The organism is Streptomyces sp. NPDC053560, from assembly GCF_044544605.1.
GTDB lineage: Bacteria > Actinomycetota > Actinomycetes > Streptomycetales > Streptomycetaceae > Streptomyces.
In genome coordinates this window covers 102,230-120,056 of the sequence record NZ_JBITXI010000012.1, presented here as the reverse complement: position 1 = coordinate 120,056, position 17,827 = coordinate 102,230, and the positions used below count along the sequence as shown (strand labels likewise).

16 protein-coding genes are annotated in these 17,827 nt (G+C 72.6%); 9 read left to right on the top strand and 7 right to left on the bottom strand.

The window, feature by feature from the left end:
• Positions 1-292: 292 nt before the first annotated feature.
• The 4 genes from ACIGQF_RS27625 (at position 293) to ACIGQF_RS27610 (ending at position 4,653) form a co-directional block, all read left to right on the top strand.
• The gene (locus ACIGQF_RS27625; protein WP_399715398.1) at positions 293-1,645 is read left to right on the top strand and encodes a diaminopimelate decarboxylase; all 1,353 of its coding nucleotides are present in this window, start codon (positions 293-295) and stop codon (positions 1,643-1,645) included.
• Between the two features lie 373 nt (positions 1,646-2,018).
• A complete protein-coding gene (locus tag ACIGQF_RS27620) occupies positions 2,019-3,344 on the top strand; it encodes an amino acid permease (RefSeq protein ID WP_361563126.1) in 1,326 nt (441 codons plus the stop codon).
• A gap of 161 nt (positions 3,345-3,505) precedes the next feature.
• Positions 3,506-3,760, top strand: coding sequence for a hypothetical protein (locus tag ACIGQF_RS27615; RefSeq protein WP_399715395.1), 255 nt, complete (start codon positions 3,506-3,508; stop codon positions 3,758-3,760).
• Between the two features lie 152 nt (positions 3,761-3,912).
• The gene (locus tag ACIGQF_RS27610; RefSeq protein ID WP_399715393.1) at positions 3,913-4,653 is read left to right on the top strand and encodes a DUF4232 domain-containing protein; all 741 of its coding nucleotides are present in this window, start codon (positions 3,913-3,915) and stop codon (positions 4,651-4,653) included.
• Here the strand turns inward: ACIGQF_RS27610 and ACIGQF_RS27605 are convergent.
• The gene (locus tag ACIGQF_RS27605) at positions 4,616-5,470 is read right to left on the bottom strand and encodes an AraC family transcriptional regulator (RefSeq protein WP_399715390.1); all 855 of its coding nucleotides are present in this window, start codon (positions 5,468-5,470) and stop codon (positions 4,616-4,618) included. The genes ACIGQF_RS27610 and ACIGQF_RS27605 overlap by 38 nt on opposite strands.
• Before the next feature lie 50 nt (positions 5,471-5,520).
• Between ACIGQF_RS27605 and ACIGQF_RS27600 the strand changes: the two genes are divergently transcribed.
• Positions 5,521-5,991: a DUF2000 family protein gene (locus tag ACIGQF_RS27600; protein ID WP_399715386.1), complete on the top strand. Its 471-nt coding sequence runs from the start codon at positions 5,521-5,523 to the stop codon at positions 5,989-5,991.
• Between the two features lie 78 nt (positions 5,992-6,069).
• Here ACIGQF_RS27600 and ACIGQF_RS27595 read toward each other — a convergent pair whose 3' ends face one another.
• Complete coding sequence (locus tag ACIGQF_RS27595) at positions 6,070-6,840, bottom strand: IclR family transcriptional regulator (RefSeq protein WP_399715383.1); 771 nt, start codon at positions 6,838-6,840, stop codon at positions 6,070-6,072.
• 186 nt (positions 6,841-7,026) lie between these two features.
• Between ACIGQF_RS27595 and hutH the strand changes: the two genes are divergently transcribed.
• Together hutH and hutU are read left to right on the top strand one after the other, a co-directional pair.
• The gene (gene hutH / locus ACIGQF_RS27590; RefSeq protein ID WP_399715380.1) at positions 7,027-8,565 is read left to right on the top strand and encodes a histidine ammonia-lyase; all 1,539 of its coding nucleotides are present in this window, start codon (positions 7,027-7,029) and stop codon (positions 8,563-8,565) included.
• A 44-nt stretch (positions 8,566-8,609) separates the two neighbouring features.
• On the top strand, positions 8,610-10,274 hold the full coding sequence (gene hutU / locus ACIGQF_RS27585; protein WP_399715377.1) for a urocanate hydratase: 1,665 nt from the start codon (positions 8,610-8,612) through the stop codon (positions 10,272-10,274).
• 153 nt (positions 10,275-10,427) lie between these two features.
• On the opposite strand, the gene ACIGQF_RS27580 is transcribed toward hutU, so the two are convergent.
• Complete coding sequence (locus tag ACIGQF_RS27580; protein ID WP_399715374.1) at positions 10,428-11,852, bottom strand: amino acid permease; 1,425 nt, start codon at positions 11,850-11,852, stop codon at positions 10,428-10,430.
• A 185-nt stretch (positions 11,853-12,037) separates the two neighbouring features.
• On the opposite strand from ACIGQF_RS27580, the gene ACIGQF_RS27575 reads away from it, so the two are divergent.
• Positions 12,038-12,856, top strand: a complete 819-nt coding sequence (locus ACIGQF_RS27575; RefSeq protein ID WP_399715372.1) for an IclR family transcriptional regulator — start codon at positions 12,038-12,040, stop codon at positions 12,854-12,856.
• Between the two features lie 36 nt (positions 12,857-12,892).
• Here the strand turns inward: ACIGQF_RS27575 and hutC are convergent, their stop codons facing one another.
• Positions 12,893-13,648, bottom strand: a complete 756-nt coding sequence (gene hutC / locus ACIGQF_RS27570) for a histidine utilization repressor (RefSeq protein ID WP_361567715.1) — start codon at positions 13,646-13,648, stop codon at positions 12,893-12,895.
• Positions 13,649-13,810: 162 nt separating this feature from the next.
• On the opposite strand from hutC, the gene hutG reads away from it, so the two are divergent.
• Entirely contained in the window at positions 13,811-14,908 is a 1,098-nt protein-coding gene (gene hutG / locus ACIGQF_RS27565; protein WP_399715368.1) for a formimidoylglutamase, read from the top strand.
• On the opposite strand, the gene ACIGQF_RS27560 is transcribed toward hutG, so the two are convergent.
• Genes ACIGQF_RS27560 through kaiC form a run of 3 tightly spaced genes read right to left on the bottom strand, consistent with a single transcriptional unit; the run spans position 14,857 to position 17,801 of the window.
• The gene (locus ACIGQF_RS27560) at positions 14,857-15,285 is read right to left on the bottom strand and encodes a response regulator transcription factor (RefSeq protein WP_399715365.1); all 429 of its coding nucleotides are present in this window, start codon (positions 15,283-15,285) and stop codon (positions 14,857-14,859) included. The two genes, hutG and ACIGQF_RS27560, sit on opposite strands and share 52 nt — an antisense overlap.
• Positions 15,242-16,294, bottom strand: coding sequence for an ATP-binding protein (locus tag ACIGQF_RS27555; protein WP_399715362.1), 1,053 nt, complete (start codon positions 16,292-16,294; stop codon positions 15,242-15,244). Before ACIGQF_RS27555 ends, ACIGQF_RS27560 begins: the two co-directional genes overlap by 44 nt.
• Entirely contained in the window at positions 16,287-17,801 is a 1,515-nt protein-coding gene (gene kaiC, locus ACIGQF_RS27550; protein WP_399715359.1) for a circadian clock protein KaiC, read from the bottom strand. Before kaiC ends, ACIGQF_RS27555 begins: the two co-directional genes overlap by 8 nt.
• Positions 17,802-17,827 lie beyond the last annotated feature (26 nt).

Sequence of the window (17,827 nt, the reverse complement as noted above, 5' to 3'; positions counted from 1 at the left end):
CGGGCGGGGACGGCGGGAGGCGGAGCGCGGCCGCGGCGGGCCTTAGGTGCGGTGCACCATGCGTGCGGGCCGACAGTTGTGCCGGTGCACCACGCCGGCCGGACCGCGGCCCGGGTGTTGTGCACCTCGACAGCGGTCGACGCCAGGACTTCGTCGTCCGGCACGCAGACACCGTCCCGTGCCGGCCCGCACAGTGGCGGGAGTCGGTTTCCGATCTCTCGCAGGGGACATCCGTACAGGACTCATCCGTACAGGACCCCGCCACCCCCGTACAGAAGGCAGGTCGTTCCCCATGGCTCTTGATTCCGTCGCCCGCAGGGAAGCGGCCGTGCGTGCCGCCGTCGAGCAGGGGCTGGTCGGCCCGGACGCGCCCGTGCTCGGGCTGCTCGACGTGGACGGGGTCCGGGCCACGGTGCGGGAGCTGCGGGCGGCGTTCGCCGTCGAGGGCGGCGGGGAGGTGCTGCACACCTTCGCCGTGAAGGCGGCCTCGCTCGTGCCCGTTCTCGCGCTGCTGAACGAGGAGGGCGTGGGCGCCGAGGTGGCGAGCCCCGGTGAGCTGGAGCTGGCGCGCGCCGCCGGCGTGCCCGCCGGACGCATCGTCTTCGACTCGCCGGCCAAGACGACCGGCGAGCTGCGTGACGCCCTCGCGCACGGCATCGCGGTCAACGCCGACAACGCGCAGGAGCTGGCCCGTGTCGACGCGCTGGTGGCGGAGGCGGCCGGGCCGGTGGCCCCGCGTGTCGGGATACGGGTGAACCCGCAGGTCGGGACCGGTTCCATCGGCGCCATGAGCACGGCTACGGCTACGTCGAAGTTCGGTGTGGCGCTGCGGGACGAGGGCGCGGAGCAGTGGATTCTCGACGCCTTCCGTGAGCGCCCGTGGCTGACCCGGCTGCACACGCACACCGGGTCGCAGGGCGTCCCCCTGGAGCTGATGGCCGAGGGCGTACGGGTCGTGTACGAGCTGGCGGAGAAGATCAACGCGCAGGCGGGACGGCAGCAGATCGACACCCTCGACATCGGCGGCGGGCTGCCGGTGAACTTCGCGTCGGAGGAGGTCACGCCGTCCTTCGCCGAGTACGCGGAGCTGCTGCGCGCCACCGTGCCGGGGCTGTTCGACGGACGGTACGCCCTGGTGACGGAGTTCGGCCGCTCGCTGCTGGCCAAGCAGGGGCTGATCGCCGCGCACGTGGAGTACACCAAGACCTCCGGCGGCCGGCGCATCGCCGTCACACACGCGGGCGCGCAGGTGGCGACCCGTACCGTCTTCGTGCCCGACTCCTGGCCGCTGCGCGTCGGTGCCTTCGACGGGCGGGGGCGCCCCAAGACGGCGCCCGGGCTGGTGCAGGACGTGGCCGGGCCCTGCTGCTTCGCGGGCGACCTGGTGGCGCGCGGGCGGGAGCTGCCGGAGCTGGCGCCGGGCGATCTCGTCGCGCTGTACGACACGGGCGCGTACTACTTCTCGACCCACTTCCACTACAACAGCCTGCCGCGCCCTGCCGTGGTCGGTTACGTGGTCGACGACGCGGGCGCGGTGACGTTCGCGCAGGTCAGGGCGGCGCAGACGGTCGCGGAGGTGCTGGCGGAGAGCGGCGCGGGGCAGGCGGGCGCGCTCACCGGGCTGCGGTCGGAACGCCGGCCGTGACCACGGCGCAACCACGGCTGTCACTTTGGCTACCCACCAGTTCATAGTTGCCTGAGCAAACGGTTTAGGGTGGCCCGGTCACCCTATGGACATACCGGCCATGCCTATCGGCGCCGGCCACTTCAACAGGTACGCCGTGCTGTATGCGCGCGACCCGCGCACGCCCGGGAACGGGCGGTGTGCGGCGTACCGCTATGCACGGAGAACCATGGAGCACACAGCAGAAGCCGAGCAGGCGGCACCGCCCACGCCGGCGACCGGAGCCCCCGCGGCTCCCGGTACCCCCGCGGCCCCCGGCACTGCCCCCGCGGCCTCCGCCGCCCCGGTCCGCGAGGGCGGCTACGCCGCGGGCCTGCGCAACCGCCAGGTCCAGATGATCGCGGTCGGCGGCGCCATCGGCACCGGCCTCTTCCTCGGTGCCGGTGAGCGGCTGCACGCGGCGGGCCCGATCCTGGTCGTGGTCTTCGCCGTCACGGGCCTGTTCGCCTTCTTCATCGCCCGCGCCATGGGTGAGCTGGTCATGCACCGCCCGACGTCCGGTTCGTTCGTCTCGTACTCGCGGGAGTTCCTCGGCGAGAAGGCGGCGTACACCGCGGGCTGGGTCTACTTCCTGCACTGGGTGTGCAGCGGCATCGCGGAGATCACCGCGGTCGCCATGTATCTGCACTACTGGGGGGCGTTCCGCGACATCCCGCAGTGGACGCTCGCGCTCTTCGCGCTGCTGGTGGTGCTCACCGCCAACCTCATCTCGGTGCGCTGGTTCGGCGAGTTCGAGTTCTGGTTCGCGATCATCAAGGTCGCCGCGATCATCGCGTTCCTCGCCATCGGCTGCTGGCTGCTGGCCAGCCGGCACCCCGTGGACGGCCACAGCACCGGCCCGCAGCTGATCGCCGACCACGGCGGCATGATGCCCAACGGGCTGCTCGCCTCCGTCGTGCTCATCCAGGGCGTGGTCTTCGCGTACGCGGCGATCGAGATGGTCGGTATCGCGGCCGGCGAGACGGAGAATCCCCGCAAGGTCATCCCGCGCGCCATCAACTCCGTCTCCTGGCGCATCGTCGTCTTCTACGTCGGCACCGTGCTGCTCCTGGTGCTGCTGCTGCCCTGGAGCGCGTACAAAGCGGGCGAGTCCCCGTTCGTCACGCTGCTGGGCAAGCTGGGGGTGCCCGGCGTCAGCGGGGTGATGAACTTCGTGATCCTCACGGCGGCCCTCTCCAGCTGCAATTCGGGCCTGTACTCGACGGGCCGCGTGCTGCGGTCGATGGGGCTCGCCGGTTCGGCGCCGAAGTTCACCACGCTGATGAACAAGCGCGGCGTGCCCTACGGCGGCATCCTGCTCACCGCGTCCTGCTACATCCTCGGCATCGTCCTCAACTACGTGGTGCCGGAGCGGGCGTTCTCCATCGTGCTGAACTTCTCGGCGATCACGATGATCGGCACCTGGGTGATGATCATGATCTGCCAGATGGTGCTGCGCCGCCGGTCCGCGCGCGGCGAGGTCGAACGGCCCGCCTTCCGGCTGCCGGGCGCGCCCTTCACGTCCTGGCTGACGCTCGCCTTCCTGGCCGGCGTCGTGGTCCTGATGTGCGTGGACGGCGGGGATGCCGCGTGGTCGGTGGCCTGCGTACCGCTCATCGTCGCCGCCCTGGTCGGCGGCTGGTTCCTGGTACGCGGCAAGGTCGCGAGCGGCCGGCGCTGACGGTGGGCCCGGGCGGCGTGCGGTGACCGGTTGCGCGCCGCGCGGGCTGTCGCCGTCCCGCCGGCCGGACGGGCCCGCTCGGACAGCCGGCCGGGCAGGCCCGCTCGGACAGGCGGTCGGACAGGTTGACGCGATGAACATCCTTGCCCTGTGCGGCAGTTTTGCGGAAGCAGTCGCTGAACGCCGCGGTGCTGCGGACGGCGGCGGAGTTGTGCGCCCCGCCGCACGAGGTCCGGATCGCGCCGAGCGTGGACCGGCTGCCCTTCTCCGAGCAGGACGTGGAGGAGGCGGGCGTACTGCCGCCGGCCGTCGCGGAGCTGCGGGAGCGCGCGGGGGCCGCGCGCGGCAGTGCTGATCGCGACGCCGGAATACGCGCGCGGCACCTCCGACGTGCTCCCCGAGGGTCTGCCGCGTAGCCGCCCGTACGCCGGACTGCCGGTCCACCGGGCCGAGTCCGCGTGGTCCGGGGCGCGTTAGTGGCTTGTTAGTGGTGCATCAGTGGGACCCGGCATGGTGAAACGGTGCGGGACGAGAGTCTCGTACGCGACGACTCGATGAGGGGATTCCCATGTCGCACCACGCCGGTCTCCGCCGTGGCCGCAAGGCCGCCACCGCCACGCTGATCGCCGCCGCCGCGGCCGTCGCGCTCACCGCCTGTCAGGGCACCGGGTCCGGCGACTCCGGTGCCGCCGGGGCGTCCTCGTCCGACGCGACCGCGTCGTCCTCGGCCCCCGCCGCGGGCGGCAGCGGCACCGACAGCGGTAGCAGCGCAGACGCCGGCAGTGGCGGCGAAAAGGCCACGCAGGACGCCACGCGGCCCGCCGCCGGCAAGGGCGAGGCGACCGTCGCCCGTACCGCCTCCGCGCGTACCGCAGCCTCCGCGTCCGCCGACAGCGCCTCCGACCGCTGCACCGCCGACGAGCTGGGCCTGCGTCTGGGCCGCGCCGACGTGGGCGCGGGCAACATCCACACCCCGCTGGTGTTCACCAACAACGGCAGGTCCACCTGCACGCTCCGCGGCTACCCCGGCGTCTCGCTCATCCAGCGCGACGGCCAGCTCATCGGCAAGCCCGCCACCCGCGAGGGCGCGGCGGGCAAGGCCGTCACCCTGAAGCCGGGCGCCAGCGCGTACGCCGTGCTGCACACCATCCAGGACGGCCTGAAGGACACCCCGTGCTGGAAGAGCCCGTACCTCCTCCAGACCTACCCGCCCGGCTCCAAGGAGGCGATGACCCTCCGCACCGACGAGCCGCGGGTCTGCGGCGGCGAGTTCACCGTGACGGCGCTGGAGCCGGGCACCGGTCTGTGACGGGTGCCGCGCAGCGGCCCGTGAAGCGTCCCGGCGGAACGCCGAGGATGCGCGTGAAGTGCCGGGTCAGATGCGACTGGTCGTGGAATCCGGCGGCGGCAGCGGCGTCCCGCGGCGCCATCCCGTCCACCAGCAGCCGCCGGGCGAGGTCGACGCGGCGCGCGGTGAGGTACCGGTGCGGGCTGATCGCGAACGCGCGGCTGAACGCCCGTACGAGATGCGCCGGATGGGCGTGCAGCAGGCCCGCCGCCTCGTCGAGGGTCAGCCCCTCCGCGGTACGCGCGTCGAGCAGGTCGCGCAGCTGCCGCGCGAGATCCGGCGCGTCGGCCGGCGCGCCGGGCTGTCCGCCGCGCCGCTCCAGGTGCCCCCGCAGCCGCTCGGTGATGAACGCGAGCCGGCTCTCCGCCTCCAGCTCCTCGCCGGGCAGGACGAGGCTGTCGTGCAGCCGGTGGATCCGGTCGCGCAGCGCGCCGTCCTCCAGTACGGGCGTGTCGACCGCGAGCCCGATGTACTCCTCGCCCAGGCCCGCCGCCTCCGGATCGAGGTAGAGCACCCGCTTGCGGAAGCCGTCCGGCGTGGCGGGCGAGCCGTTGTGCGGCACATGCGGGGGCAGCAGCGTGACCCCGCTGCGCAGGGCGCCGTGCTCGTGCCGGTCCAGGTCGTAGCGGACCATGCCGTCGTCCACCAGGAGCAGCGTCCACGCGCCGTGCGTGTGGAGCGGATACGCGTGGCCGGTCAGGTGAGCGTGGTAGACCTCGGCGATCCCGGTCACCGCCGGGCGCCAGGCCCTGACCTGAGGACGAGGACGACTGACCATGCAAAAAACGTACAAGACGGGGCCGGGGGCGGCTCGGAAGAATCCACGATATGGAAACCCCGAACATCGCTGAACACTCCGTCGCCCCGGACGCGCCCGCGTCCGCACCCGTCCGCTTCGACACCAAGATCGCCGTCCTGCTCCGCGAGGACCTGGAGACCTGGCAGCGGCTGAACGTCACCGCCTTCCTGGTCAGCGGCATCGGTACCGAGGTGCCCGACGTGATCGGCGAGCCGTACGCGGACGCCGACGGCAATGACTACCTGCGGATGTTCCGCCAGCCCGTGCTGGTCTTCGAGGGGACCAAGGAAACGCTGACCACCGCGCACGGCCGCGCGCTCAGCCGTGGTGTCGCCCTGTCGGTCTTCACCTCCGACCTCTTCGCGACCGGACACGACGGGGCCAACCGCGCCGCGGTGCGGGCGGTCGGCCGGGACCAGCTGGATCTGGTGGGGCTGGCCGTGTACGGCCCGAAGAACGCCGTCGACAAGATCGTCAAGGGTGCGCGCATGCACCCGTGAGCGGGCCCCGCGGGACCGGGTGGGCCCACCGCCGCCACCCGTGAGCGGGCTTCGCAGGCCCGGGTGGGCCCACCGCCGCTACGGTGCCGGCAGCGTGCCGCCGATGCGCAGGGTCAGGTCGCGGGCGGTACGCAGGACCTGCTCGGCGATGCCCGCCTGGCGCTCCGGCTGCACCTCGGCGGCGGGGAACGTCACGGCGACCCCCGCGACGGGGTGCGCGCTGTGATCGAGCACCGGCGCGGCGACCGAGGAGAACCCCGGCGTGACCTCGCCCTCCTCCGTGGCGAAGCCGCGCCGCCGCACCTCCACCAGCAGGTGGCGCAGGGCCGAGAGGGAGCCGGGCCCGTGCCCGTGGCGGACGACGAAGGCGGACGCGTCGGGGAAGAGCGCGCGCACCTGGGCGTGCGGCAGCCGCGCGAGCATGGCCCGGCCGCTCGCCGTCAGGTGCGCGGGCAGCCGTACGCCGACCTCGGTGACCAGCGGCGCCCGGCCCGGCGCCCGCTCCTCGATGACGTAGATGACCTCGCGCCCGTGCAGCACCGCGAGGTGCGCGCTGTGGCCCGTGCGGTCGACCAGGGCGGTGAGCGGCGCCCGGGCCAGCCGCTGGAAGGGGGCCTGGCGGCTGTACCCGGAAGCCAGCTCGAAGGCGCTGACACCGAGGCCGTACCGCCGCTCGTCCGCCAGGTGCACCACGAAGCCGTCCTGCGCGAGCGTGTCGAGCAGGTGGTACGTCGTCGAGCGGGGCAGCCCCACGTCCCGGCTGATCGCGGCCGCGGAAGCGGGGCCGAGCTGGCCGGCGAGGTACCGGAGGATCGCCAGGACCTGGGCGGCTGCGGGGACGATGGCCATGCGGGTGAGCGTAGCCGCGGGTGACCGGTGACTCCCGCCGTGGGGGAGCGGTACGTGGCCCGGTGCCGCGCCGTTGTGGTCGCTCGCGCAGTCCCCCGTGCCCCTGAAGGGGCTTGTCTGGTATCCCAGACACAATGCTTCCGTGGAGCCTGGAACAGGGGTCTTGACCTGGTGCTTCATTGAGGCATGTCAACTGTTGTTATCGACGTCGGCGCGCTTTCCGCCGACGATGTCGTGGCCGTTGCCCGCCACGGCGCCCCCGTCGAGCTGTCCCTCGCCGCCCGCGAGGAGGTCACTCGCAGCCGCAAGGTCATCGAGTCCCTGGCCGACGACGTCACCCCGCACTACGGCGTTTCCACCGGCTTCGGTGCCCTCGCCACCCGGCACATCCCCACCGAGCTGCGCGCTCAGCTCCAGCGCAGCCTGGTCCGCTCGCACGCCGCGGGCTCCGGTCCCGAGGTCGAGCGCGAGGTGATCCGCGCGCTCATGCTGCTGCGCCTCTCCACCCTCGCCACCGGCCGTACCGGCGTCCGCCTGGAGACCGCCGAGGCGTACGCCGCGCTGCTCAACGCGGGCATCACCCCGGTCGTCCGCGAGTACGGCTCCCTCGGCTGCTCCGGCGACCTCGCGCCGCTGGCCCACTGCGCGCTCGCCGTCATGGGCGAGGGCGAGGTCCGCGACGCCGACGGCGAGCTGCGCCCGGCCGCCGAGGCGCTGGCCGCCGCCGGTATCGCGCCGGTCACCCTGCACGAGAAGGAGGGCCTGGCCCTCATCAACGGCACGGACGGCATGCTCGGCACCCTCGTCCTGGCCGCCCACGACCTGCGCCGCCTGCTCGCCACCGCGGACATCAGCGCCGCCATGAGCGTCGAGGGCCAGCTCGGTACGGACGCCGTCTTCGCCGCCGACCTCCAGGCCCTGCGCCCGCACCCCGGCCAGGCCGACAGCGCCGCCAACCTGCGCGCCGTGCTCGCCGGCTCGGCGATCGTCGCCAGCCACCGCGGCCCGGAGTGCACCCGCGTCCAGGACGCGTACTCGCTGCGCTGCTCGCCCCAGGTGCACGGCACCGCGCGGGACACCCTCGGCCACGCCGAGCTGGTGGCCTCCCGCGAGCTGGCGGCCGCGGTCGACAACCCCGTCGTCACCCTCGACGGCAGGGTGGAGTCCAACGGCAACTTCCACGGCGCCCCCGTCGCCGCGGTGCTGGACTTTCTCGCGATCTCCGTCGCCGACGTCGCCTCGATCGCCGAGCGCCGTACCGACCGCTTCCTGGACGTGGCGCGCAACCACGGCCTCAACGCGTTCCTCGCCGACGACCCCGGCGTCGACTCCGGCCACATGATCGCCCAGTACACCCAGGCCGCGATCGTGTCCGAGCTCAAGCGGCTCGCCGCGCCCGCGTCGGTGGACTCCATTCCCTCCAGCGCCATGCAGGAGGACCATGTCTCCATGGGCTGGGCGGCGGCCCGCAAGCTGCGCAAGGCGGTCGACGGCCTCACCCGCGTGCTCGCGATCGAACTGCTCACCGCGGCCCGCGCCCTCGACCTGCGCGCGCCGCTGACGCCCGCACCGGCCTCCGCCGCGGTCGTCGCCGAACTGCGTACCGAGGTACCGGGCCCGGGCACCGACCGCTACCTCGCCCCCGAGATCGAGGCGGCCGTCCAGTACGTGGCCTCCGGCCGGGCGCTCGGCGCCGCGGAGTCCGTCACCGGCCCGCTCCGCTGATCTCCCCGCACGACGATTCCGAGAATTCGATGAAAGGCACTCACATGACAGGCGCTCGCCCCGTCCGCGCGGCCCGCGGCACCGACCTCTCGGCTCTCGGGTGGCAGCAGGAGGCCGCCCTGCGGATGCTGCAGAACAACCTGGATCCGGAGGTGGCCGAGCATCCGGACGAGCTCGTCGTCTACGGGGGGACGGGCAAGGCGGCCCGGGACTGGCGTTCCTTCGATGCGATGCAGCGCACGCTGCGGTCGCTGAAGCAGGACGAGACGATGCTGGTGCAGTCCGGGCGCCCGGTGGGGGTGATGCAGACCCATGAGTGGGCGCCGCGGGTGCTGATCGCCAATTCGAATCTGGTGGGGGACTGGGCGAACTGGGAGGAGTTCCGGCGGCTGGAGCGGCTGGGGCTGACGATGTACGGCCAGATGACGGCCGGTTCGTGGATCTACATCGGTACCCAGGGCATTCTGCAGGGCACGTATGAGACCTTCGCGGCGGTGGCGGCGAAGAAGTTCGGCGGCACCCTGGCGGGGACGATCACCTTGACCGCGGGGCTGGGTGGCATGGGCGGTGCCCAGCCGCTGGCGGTGACGATGAACGACGGCGTGGCGATCTGCATCGACTGTGACCCGCGCGCGATCGAGCGGCGGATCGAGCACCGCTATTTGGATGTGAAGGCCGACAGTCCGGCGCATGCGCTGCAGCTGGCCACCGAGGCCCGCGATGCGCGCAGGCCGCTGTCGGTCGGACTGCTGGGCAATGCGGCGGAGCTGCTGCCGCGGATGCTGGCCGAGGGCGCCCCGGTCGACATCGTCACCGACCAGACCAGCGCGCACGATCCGCTGTCCTACCTGCCCATCGGCGTGGCCTTTGAGGAGATGCAGGCCCTGGCTCGGAAGGACCCGGCCGGGTTCACCGCCCGTTCCCGGGAGTCGATGGCCCGGCACGTGGAGGCGATGGTCGGGTTCATGGATGCGGGCGCGGAGGTGTTCGACTACGGCAACTCCATCCGTGGCGAGGCGCAGCTGGCGGGCTTCGAGCGGGCGTTTGCCTTCCCCGGCTTTGTGCCCGCCTACATCCGGCCGCTGTTCTGTGAGGGCAAGGGCCCCTTCCGCTGGGCGGCGCTGTCGGGTGAGGCGTCGGACATCCACAGGACCGACAAGGCGATCCTGGATCTGTTCCCGGAGAACGAGTCGCTGCACCGGTGGATCAAGATGGCCGGCGAGCGGGTGCACTTCCAGGGCCTGCCGGCGCGGATCTGCTGGCTGGGTTACGGCGAGCGGGACAAGGCGGGTGAGCGGTTCAACGACATGGTGGCCTCCGGTGAGCTGCAGGCGCCGCTGGCGATCGGCCGGGATCATCTGGACTGCGGCTCGGTGGCCTCCCCGTACCGGGAGACCGAGGCGATGCTGGACGGCTCGGACGCGATCGCGGACTGGCCGCTGCTGAACGCCATGGTCAACGTGGCCTCGGGTGCCTCGTGGGTGTCGCTGCACCACGGTGGCGGCGTGGGCATGGGCCGCTCCATTCATGCGGGGCAGGTGTCCGTCGCCGACGGCACCAAGCTGGCGGGCGAGAAGATCCGCCGCGTCCTGACCAACGACCCCGGCATGGGCGTCATCCGGCACGTCGACGCCGGATACGACATCGCCGACACGGTTGCCGACGAGCGGGGTGTGCGTATCCCGATGCGCGAGAACCCCTCCGCGTAACCGTTCCTGCCGGGCGGGGCCGTCGCCAATGACGCCGACGGCCCCGCCCGGCGCCTCTCCGGTCCCGCGAAAGGCCCTTCAGGACCGCGAAAAGGGCCCTTCAAAGCCCTTTTCCGGGCTCTGAAGGGCCCTTTTCGGGCCCCTTCGGGGTTTTCAGTCCCGTGCCGGTACAGGGGGTTCGACCGGCTTTTCCTGGGGGGAATCGGTCACGGCGGCGGCGCCGTTACGCGGACGGAGCAAGAGGAAATGCACCACCGACAGCAGGGCCAGCCAGACGGCCCCTACGATCAGCGCGACCCGGGTGTCCGCGGAGAACGCAAGCAGCACCATCACCGCGGCCATGAAGACCATGGCGATAATCTGTCCGTACGGCCAGAACGGGACCTTGTAGACGATTTCTGCCGTCTCCTTCTCCGACATCTTCCGCCGGGCCGCGTACTGGCTCGCGAGAATCATCAGCCAGACCCAGACGGTCGCGAACGTGGCGATCGAGGAAATGATGAGGAAGATGTTCTCGGGCATGGTGTAGTTCAGCACCACGCCGAGCAGCAGCGCGCCGACCATGATGGCGACGGTCATCGTCGGCACGCCGTTGCGCGAAAGGCGGCGCATGACGGCCGGGGCCTGGCCGCGCTCGGCCATGCCGTACATGATGCGGCCGGCCGCGAAGATGTCGCTGTTGATCGCGGAGAGCGCGGCCACGATGACGACGACGTTCAGTACGGCGGCCGCGGACTTGATGCCGAGGCCGGCGAAGATCTGCACGAACGGGCTGCCGTCCGAGCCGATGTCCTGCCAGGAATTGAGGGACATGAGAACGGCGAGCGTCAGCACGTAGAAGAAGACGATGCGCAGCGGAATGGAGTTCACCGCGCTCGGAATGGTCTTCTCCGGGTTCTCCGCCTCGCCGGCCGTGACGCCGATGACCTCGGTGCCGCCGAAGGCGAACATCACGACGGCGAAGGACATGATGAGGCCCTCGGTGCCGTGCGCGAAGAATCCGCCGTGGCTCCAGAGGTTGGCGACCCCGACGTGCATTTCGCCGCCGCCGATACCGAAGACGAGGATGGCGAGCCCGCCCACGATCATCGCGCAGATGGCGACGATCTTCACCAGCGAGAGCCAGAACTCCAGCTCACCGAAGACCTTGACGCTGAAGAGATTCAGTACGCCGATGATGCCGATGGCGGCCAGCACCCAGATCCAGCGCGGCACATCGGGGAACCAGAAGCCCATGTAGACGCCGAGCGCGGTGACGTCGGCGATACAGACGATGACCATTTCGAAGGCATAGGTCCAGCCGGTCGTGAATCCCGCGAGCGAGCCGAGATACCGGGTGGCGTACTCGCCGAAGGAACCCGCGCACGGATGGTTCACCGCCATCTCGCCGAGGGACCGCAGTACGAGGAAGACGGCCGCGCCGCCGATGAGGTACGCCAGCAGCACCGCGGGCCCGCCGGCCTGGATGGCTTCCGAGGAGCCGTAGAAGAGGCCGGTGCCGATGGCCGAGCCCAGCGCGATGAAGCGGATGTGCCGGGACCTCAGCCCGCGGTGCAAGGTCGTTTTTTCGGTACTCACAAGATGCCCTCTCCTTCGGGAACAGCACGCCCGTCCCTGACGTGCGACATGGGCCGTCGCCTGGCGGGAGCGGCTGTCGCCGCCTCTCACTTGAACACAGGCGCCGCATGTATATGCCTGTATAGACAGGACCGTCAAGGGTCGATCCGGGAAATGGGCAGGCCGGCGCGGAAGGGGTCGCGGCGATGAAAGAGCCCGGTACGGCGGCCACGTCGAGCGCCTCTCCGGCCGTCGGCCGCGCGCTGGACATCCTCACCCACCTCGCCGGGCGCAGCGGCCCCGTACGGGTCGCGACGCTCGCCCGCGACCTCGGCATTCCGCGCTCGTCGGCGTACCACATCCTCACCGTGCTGGCCGGGCGCGGCTTCGTCACCTACCTCCCGCACGAGCAGGCCTACGGGCTGGGCGTCGCCGCCTTCGAGATCGGTTCCGCCTACCTCCGGCACGAGCCGCTCGAACGGCTGGCCCGCCCGGTCCTGCGCACCCTCGCCGGCCGCCTCGCGCAACCCGTGCACCTCGGGGTGCTGCACGGCGCGGAGACCGTGTACCTGCTCAAGGAGCAGCCCGCCGCGGCGCGGCCGGGCACCGTCACGGTCCCGCTGGTCACCGAGGTCGGCGTGCGGCTCCCGGCCCATCTGACGGCCAGCGGCCGGGCGCTCCTCGCGCACGTCGGCGAGGCCCAGCTCAAGGCGCTCTTCCCGCGCCCCGGCGACCTCATCACCCGCACCGGCAAGGGGCCGCGGTCGCTGGGCGAACTGCGGGACCTGCTGGCCAGGGACCGGGCGCGCGGCTGGTCGGAGGAGACCGAGCTGGTCTCGGCGGGGTTCCGCTCGGTCGGGGTGGCGGCGTTCGACCACCACGGGCGGCCCGTGGCGGCGCTGAGCAGCACCTGGTACCGGAACCACCGCCCGCGCGACGAGGCGTACGTGCGCGACCTGCTGCGCAAGGGCGCGGCCCGGCTCACCCACGCGGTCTCGGGCCGCCCGCCCACGGCCCGGCCGTAGCCGTCCGCCGACCGGCGAGCGCCCCTCCGGGGCGGCTCAGCGGTTGTCGAAGGTGCCCTGGAGCCGGTACCGCGACCCCGGGTGCAGCAGCCGCGCGATGCTCACCAGCGCGTCGCCCGACCAGGTACGGCGGTGGATCAGCAGGCACGGCTCGGACTCGGGCACGCCGAGGACTGCGCACTCCTCCGACGACGGCAGCACCGCCTCCACCACGTGCTCGCCCCGGCCCAGCGGCGCCACCTCGGACAGGAACGTGAACGGGGTCCGCCGGGTGAAGTCCTGCTCGAGGTAGCCGGGCGCGAAGTCCGGGTGGACGTAACGGTCCTCCAGCTGGATGGCCACGTCGTCCTCGAAGTGCACCACCCGGGACCGGAAGACCCGGCGCCCGGCGCCCGGACCGAACTGCGCGGCGACCTCCGGATCGGCGGTCTCGGCGCGTACGTACAGCACCTCGGCGCGGTACCGGTGCCCGCGGCGGTGCACCTCGTCGGCGATGTTGTGCACCTCCACCAGCGCCGAACTGCCCTTGTGCAGCGCCACGAAGCTGCCCACGCCCATCACCCGGCGGATCAGGCCCTGGCCCGCCAGCTCCCGCAGCGCGCGGTTGACCGTCATCCGGGACAGGCCCAGCGACTCCACGAACTGGCTCTCCGAGGGGAGCGCGTCGCCCTCCCGCCACCGCCCGCTCATGATCTGCTCGGTGACCAGGTCCTTCACGCGCTGGTACGCGGGCGCCGAACGGGACGCCTGCGCGTGGTACCGCCGCGCGAGGTCAGCAGCCTCCCCGGCCAAGCCGTTCACCGTCCCTCGCACTCGTGGTCACACGCTCCTCGCGGGTGACGCGGGCACCGGAATCCTAGTGGGTCTCGGATCCGAGGAACCCAGGCGCCCGCCCTGGTCCGGAGCCCGGCGCGCGGGTGTGATGGCAGCGGAACACCGAGGAGCTGAGGAACCGTGACGAGCACCGTGCAGCAGGCCGCCCGCGCCACCGACCAGGACCCGGCAGCGCGCCCGGAGAAGTGGGCGGCCGACGCGCCCGCCGAACCGTGGACCGGCCGCGACGACGGCGCCGGCGCCGAGCACCTGCGCTGGCACCACGCCGTGACGCCGTACCCGGCGGCCGACCGGGGAACGGCCGGCGGCCGGGGCGCGGCCGGCGCCTGGGACGCGGCCTTCGTCGGCTTCCGCAGCGACGAGGGCGTACGCCGCAACAAGGGCCGGCCCGGCGCCGCGGACGGCCCGGGTGCGCTGCGCCGCGCGCTCGCCCCGATGGCCCTCCAGACCCCGCTGCGCGCCCTGGACGCCGGGGACATCGAGGTCGGGGACGGCGACCTGGCGGCCGGCCAGCGGCGCCTGGGCCGCGCCGTCACCGCCCTCCTGGACCACGGCCGCCCGGTGACCGTGCTGGGCGGCGGCCACGAGGTCGCCTACGGCAGCTACCTGGGGCTCGCCGGCAGCCGCGCGCTGCGCGACGGCGCCCGCCTCGGCGTGCTCAACCTCGACGCGCACTTCGACCTGCGCGACGACGTCCGCCCCAGCTCCGGCACGCCGTTCCTGCAGATGGCGGAGGACGAGGAGGCCGCCGGCCGGGAGCTGAACTACTGGGTGCTCGGGGTGAGCGCGCCGAGCAACACCGAGCGGCTGTACCGCACCGCCGACCGGCTCGGCGCGCGCTACCTCCCCGACACCGGCAGCGGTCTGCTGCACATGCACCGCGTCGACGCCTTCGTGGACGACTTCCTCGCGAGCTGCGACCTGGTGCACCTCAGCATCGATCTGGACGTGCTGCCCGCCGCCGTGGCGCCGGGCGTCAGCGCCCCCGCCGCGTACGGCGTCCCGCTGGAGGTGGTGGAGCACGTCTGCGCCAAGGTCGCCGCCAGTGGCCGGCTGGCCGTCTGCGACATCGCGGAGCTCAATCCGGATCTGGACGCCGACCACCGCACGGCCCGGACCGGCGCGCGCCTGGTCCACCGCATCCTGACGGGCGCCGCCGGAGCCCGTCAGGTGCCGCCGGCCGCGCCCGCGCCGAGCCGTGCGGGGCTCGGCAGGTAGAGCCCCCGGGCGAGGGCCCGGACGGCGATCTGGGTGCGGCAGACGGCCCCGGGCTCGGGCAGGACGTGCTCGATGTGCGCGGCGACCGTGCGCTCGGCGATGTGCAGCGTGGAGGCGATGCGCTGATTGGTGCAGCCCTCCACGACCAGCCCGACGATCTGCAGCTCCCGCCGGGTCAGCCCGTACAGCTCACCCGGCGGCGACAGCAGGACGACGGCCACCACGTCGTACGGGGGACACGGCCCGCGGGACAGGACGGCCACCCGGGTGTACGCGGACCGCTGCTCGACGGTGGTCGGCGACCGGGTGGGACCGCCGGAACCGCCGGACGGCTCACTCGTCCGGTGCGCGGGGCAGCCGCAGCCGAAAGCACGCACCGCCGGCGGAGGACGGCTCGTACCAGGCATCGCCTCCGTTGGCGCGGGCCAGACAGCGGACGACCCAGAGCCCCAGCCCCGAGCCGTCACCGGCCAGTTCGGCGTTCGGCCCGCGGGTGAACCGCTCGAACAGATGCGGTGCGAACTCCTCCGGCACCCCGTCGCCGTGGTCGCTCACCGAGATCTCCAGCCACTGATGGTCCCGGGCCACGACGCGCGCCCTGACCGGCGGGCGTCCGTGCGTGAAGGCGTTCTCCAGGCAGTTGGTGAGCATCTCCGAGAAGGCCAGCCGGTCCACCCGCGCGACCAGCCCGGGCGCGCACGACAGCCGTACCGCCTCGATCTGCTCCGTGACATTGCCCAGCCGTTCGATCAGGAACGGCAGGACGGGGACGTCCTCCGCGACGGCCTGCGGGGCGGCGGCGTCGATGCGCGCCGCGGTGAGCAGCTTGCGCACCAGCGCCTGGAGGTGGGCGGTGCGCTCGGCGATCCGGTGCACGGCCGCGGACCGCGCCCGGTCCGAGAGCACCGCCCGGTGGTCGAGCAGCGTGTCGGCGAGCACGCCGATCGTGGCCAGCGGATTGTGCAGCTGGTGGGCGGCCACCGCCACCACGATGTTCTGCCGCTCCAGCGCCGCTTCCAGCTCCTGCTGGGCCCGGCGCCGCCCGGTGATGTCCCGCAGCGCCGCGACGTGCAGCAGGTCGGTCTCCACCAGCGCGGTGGTGACCCGCATCTCCACCACCCGCACGTTCCTGTTCGGGAGCATCAGGTCGATGGTCGTCTCCCCGACGACGAGCGGGAAACCGAATTCCTTGCCCACCAGTTCGGCGGCGGGCCGGGAGAACAGCTCCTCGGCCGCCGGATTGCAGAACACGACACGGCCGTCCGCGTCGACCGCCAGGATGCCGTCGGCGGCCGCCGAGACGACGACCCGCCCGATGTCGCCGGGGCCGGCGTCGGGAGCCCCGTTGCCGGCCCCGGCGCCGGTGCGTGAACCGTGGTCAGCCATCGGGCCCCACCGGTGAGGCCGGCGCGCGGTGGTCGGCCGTGCCGTGCGCGCCGGCCGCGATCACGGGGACCCCGTAGCCGGTCAGTACGGAGGAGACGCCGCGCAGCGGCTCGCCGATGTGCATCCCGGTGTCGTCGATGGTGACGTCGCGGATCCGGTGGTCGTGGGCCGAGCCACGGGTCTGGAGCACCGCGACGGCCCGGCCCGTGAGGCCCGCCGTCTCCACGTAGCGCAGCAGGACCGACACATCGGTGAGGCTGGCGACGCGCGCGGCGATGCTCGGGCCGGGGTTCGGCGCCGTGCGGTCGGCGGGCAGCGAGGTGAGCAGTGCGGTGATGGCGCGCGGCCGCAGCACCGCGCCCAGCGCGACGACGAAGTCCAGCAGCGCCCGCGGGGTGGCGATCCGCTCCAGTGCGGAGAGCGTGTCGATGACCAGCCGCGTGGGCCGGAACTCCTCCACCGCCCGCCGCACCAGGATGAAGTGGTCCTCCAGGGACGAGGTCTCGGGGTACTCCGACACCACCTGGAGCAGACCGGCCGCCTCCATGGCCGGCAGGTCGACGCCCCAGCCCGCGGCGTTGCGGTCCAGCTGCTGGCGGGTCTCGTCGAAGGTGTACAGCAGGCAGCGCTCGCCCGCGCCGGCACCGGCCTTCACGAAGTGCAGGCCGGACAGCGTCTTGCCGATCCCGGTCGGGCCGGTGAGCAGGACGACCGCGTCGCGGTAGACCCCGCCGCCGCACATCGTGTCCAGCTCCGCGATGCCGGTGGAGACCCGGTCGCGGATCACGGTTCCCTCGTGCGGGGCGAGGAACGCCAGCGGTACGACGACGATGCCGTCCCGCGGATCGATGGTGAACAGCCACTCGCCGGTGCGGTGCGGCATGCCGCGGAACTTCACGATCTCCAGGGTCCGGCGCCGCCGTTCCTGGAACAGGGTGTTGCGCAGCACGATGACGTTGTCGAGCGCGAACTCCTCCACGCCGAGCCGGGACATGGCGCCGTACTCCGTCCCCCGCTCCGTGGTGATCACCGCCGTCACGCCGAGCGACTCCAGGGCGTCCGCCACGCGCAGCAGCTCCCGGCGGACGACGGCCGGCCCGGGGTAGCGCAGGAAGACCGCGCCCAACGAGTCCAGGGCGACCCGCTTGGCGCCGGCCGTGCGCACCGCGTGCGCGATCCTGGCGGCGAGCGCCTGGAAGTCGTACGCCCCGACGACGAGGCCCTCCTCGGCGTTCCGGGCGGAGGCGTCGACGAAGGCCCACTTCCCGGCACTCTCCCACTCGGCCACGGTGAATCCCAGCGAGGCGACGTTGCGGCGGATGTCGGTGGGCGGTTCCTCGAAGGTGACGAAGACTCCCGCCTCGTCGAAGAACTGTAGGCCCCGGGCAAGGAATTCGGCGGCGAACAGCGTCTTGCCGCTGCCGGCCGTACCGGTGACCAAGGTGCACCGGCCCGCGGGCAGCCCGCCCAGCGCGACCTGATCGAAACCGTTGATCGCGGTGGTCACGCGCGGCACCGTTGCGCCACCTGACG

What these genes read in the sequence shown, in the direction of transcription:
- ACIGQF_RS27610 (WP_399715393.1), top strand. Translation starts at nt 3,913, where the DNA reads ATGTCGCACCACGCCGGTCTCCGCCGTGGCCGCAAGGCCGCCACCGCC.
- ACIGQF_RS27620 (WP_361563126.1), top strand. Translation starts at nt 2,019, where the DNA reads ATGATCGCGGTCGGCGGCGCCATCGGCACCGGCCTCTTCCTCGGTGCC.
- ACIGQF_RS27595 (WP_399715383.1), bottom strand. Translation starts at nt 6,840, where the DNA reads ATGGCCATCGTCCCCGCAGCCGCCCAGGTCCTGGCGATCCTCCGGTAC.
- ACIGQF_RS27625 (WP_399715398.1), top strand. Translation starts at nt 293, where the DNA reads ATGGCTCTTGATTCCGTCGCCCGCAGGGAAGCGGCCGTGCGTGCCGCC.
- ACIGQF_RS27600 (WP_399715386.1), top strand. Translation starts at nt 5,521, where the DNA reads ATGGAAACCCCGAACATCGCTGAACACTCCGTCGCCCCGGACGCGCCC.
- hutH (WP_399715380.1), top strand. Translation starts at nt 7,027, where the DNA reads ATGTCAACTGTTGTTATCGACGTCGGCGCGCTTTCCGCCGACGATGTC.
- ACIGQF_RS27605 (WP_399715390.1), bottom strand. Translation starts at nt 5,470, where the DNA reads ATGGTCAGTCGTCCTCGTCCTCAGGTCAGGGCCTGGCGCCCGGCGGTG.
- hutU (WP_399715377.1), top strand. Translation starts at nt 8,610, where the DNA reads ATGACAGGCGCTCGCCCCGTCCGCGCGGCCCGCGGCACCGACCTCTCG.
- ACIGQF_RS27575 (WP_399715372.1), top strand. Translation starts at nt 12,038, where the DNA reads ATGAAAGAGCCCGGTACGGCGGCCACGTCGAGCGCCTCTCCGGCCGTC.
- ACIGQF_RS27555 (WP_399715362.1), bottom strand. Translation starts at nt 16,294, where the DNA reads ATGGCTGACCACGGTTCACGCACCGGCGCCGGGGCCGGCAACGGGGCT.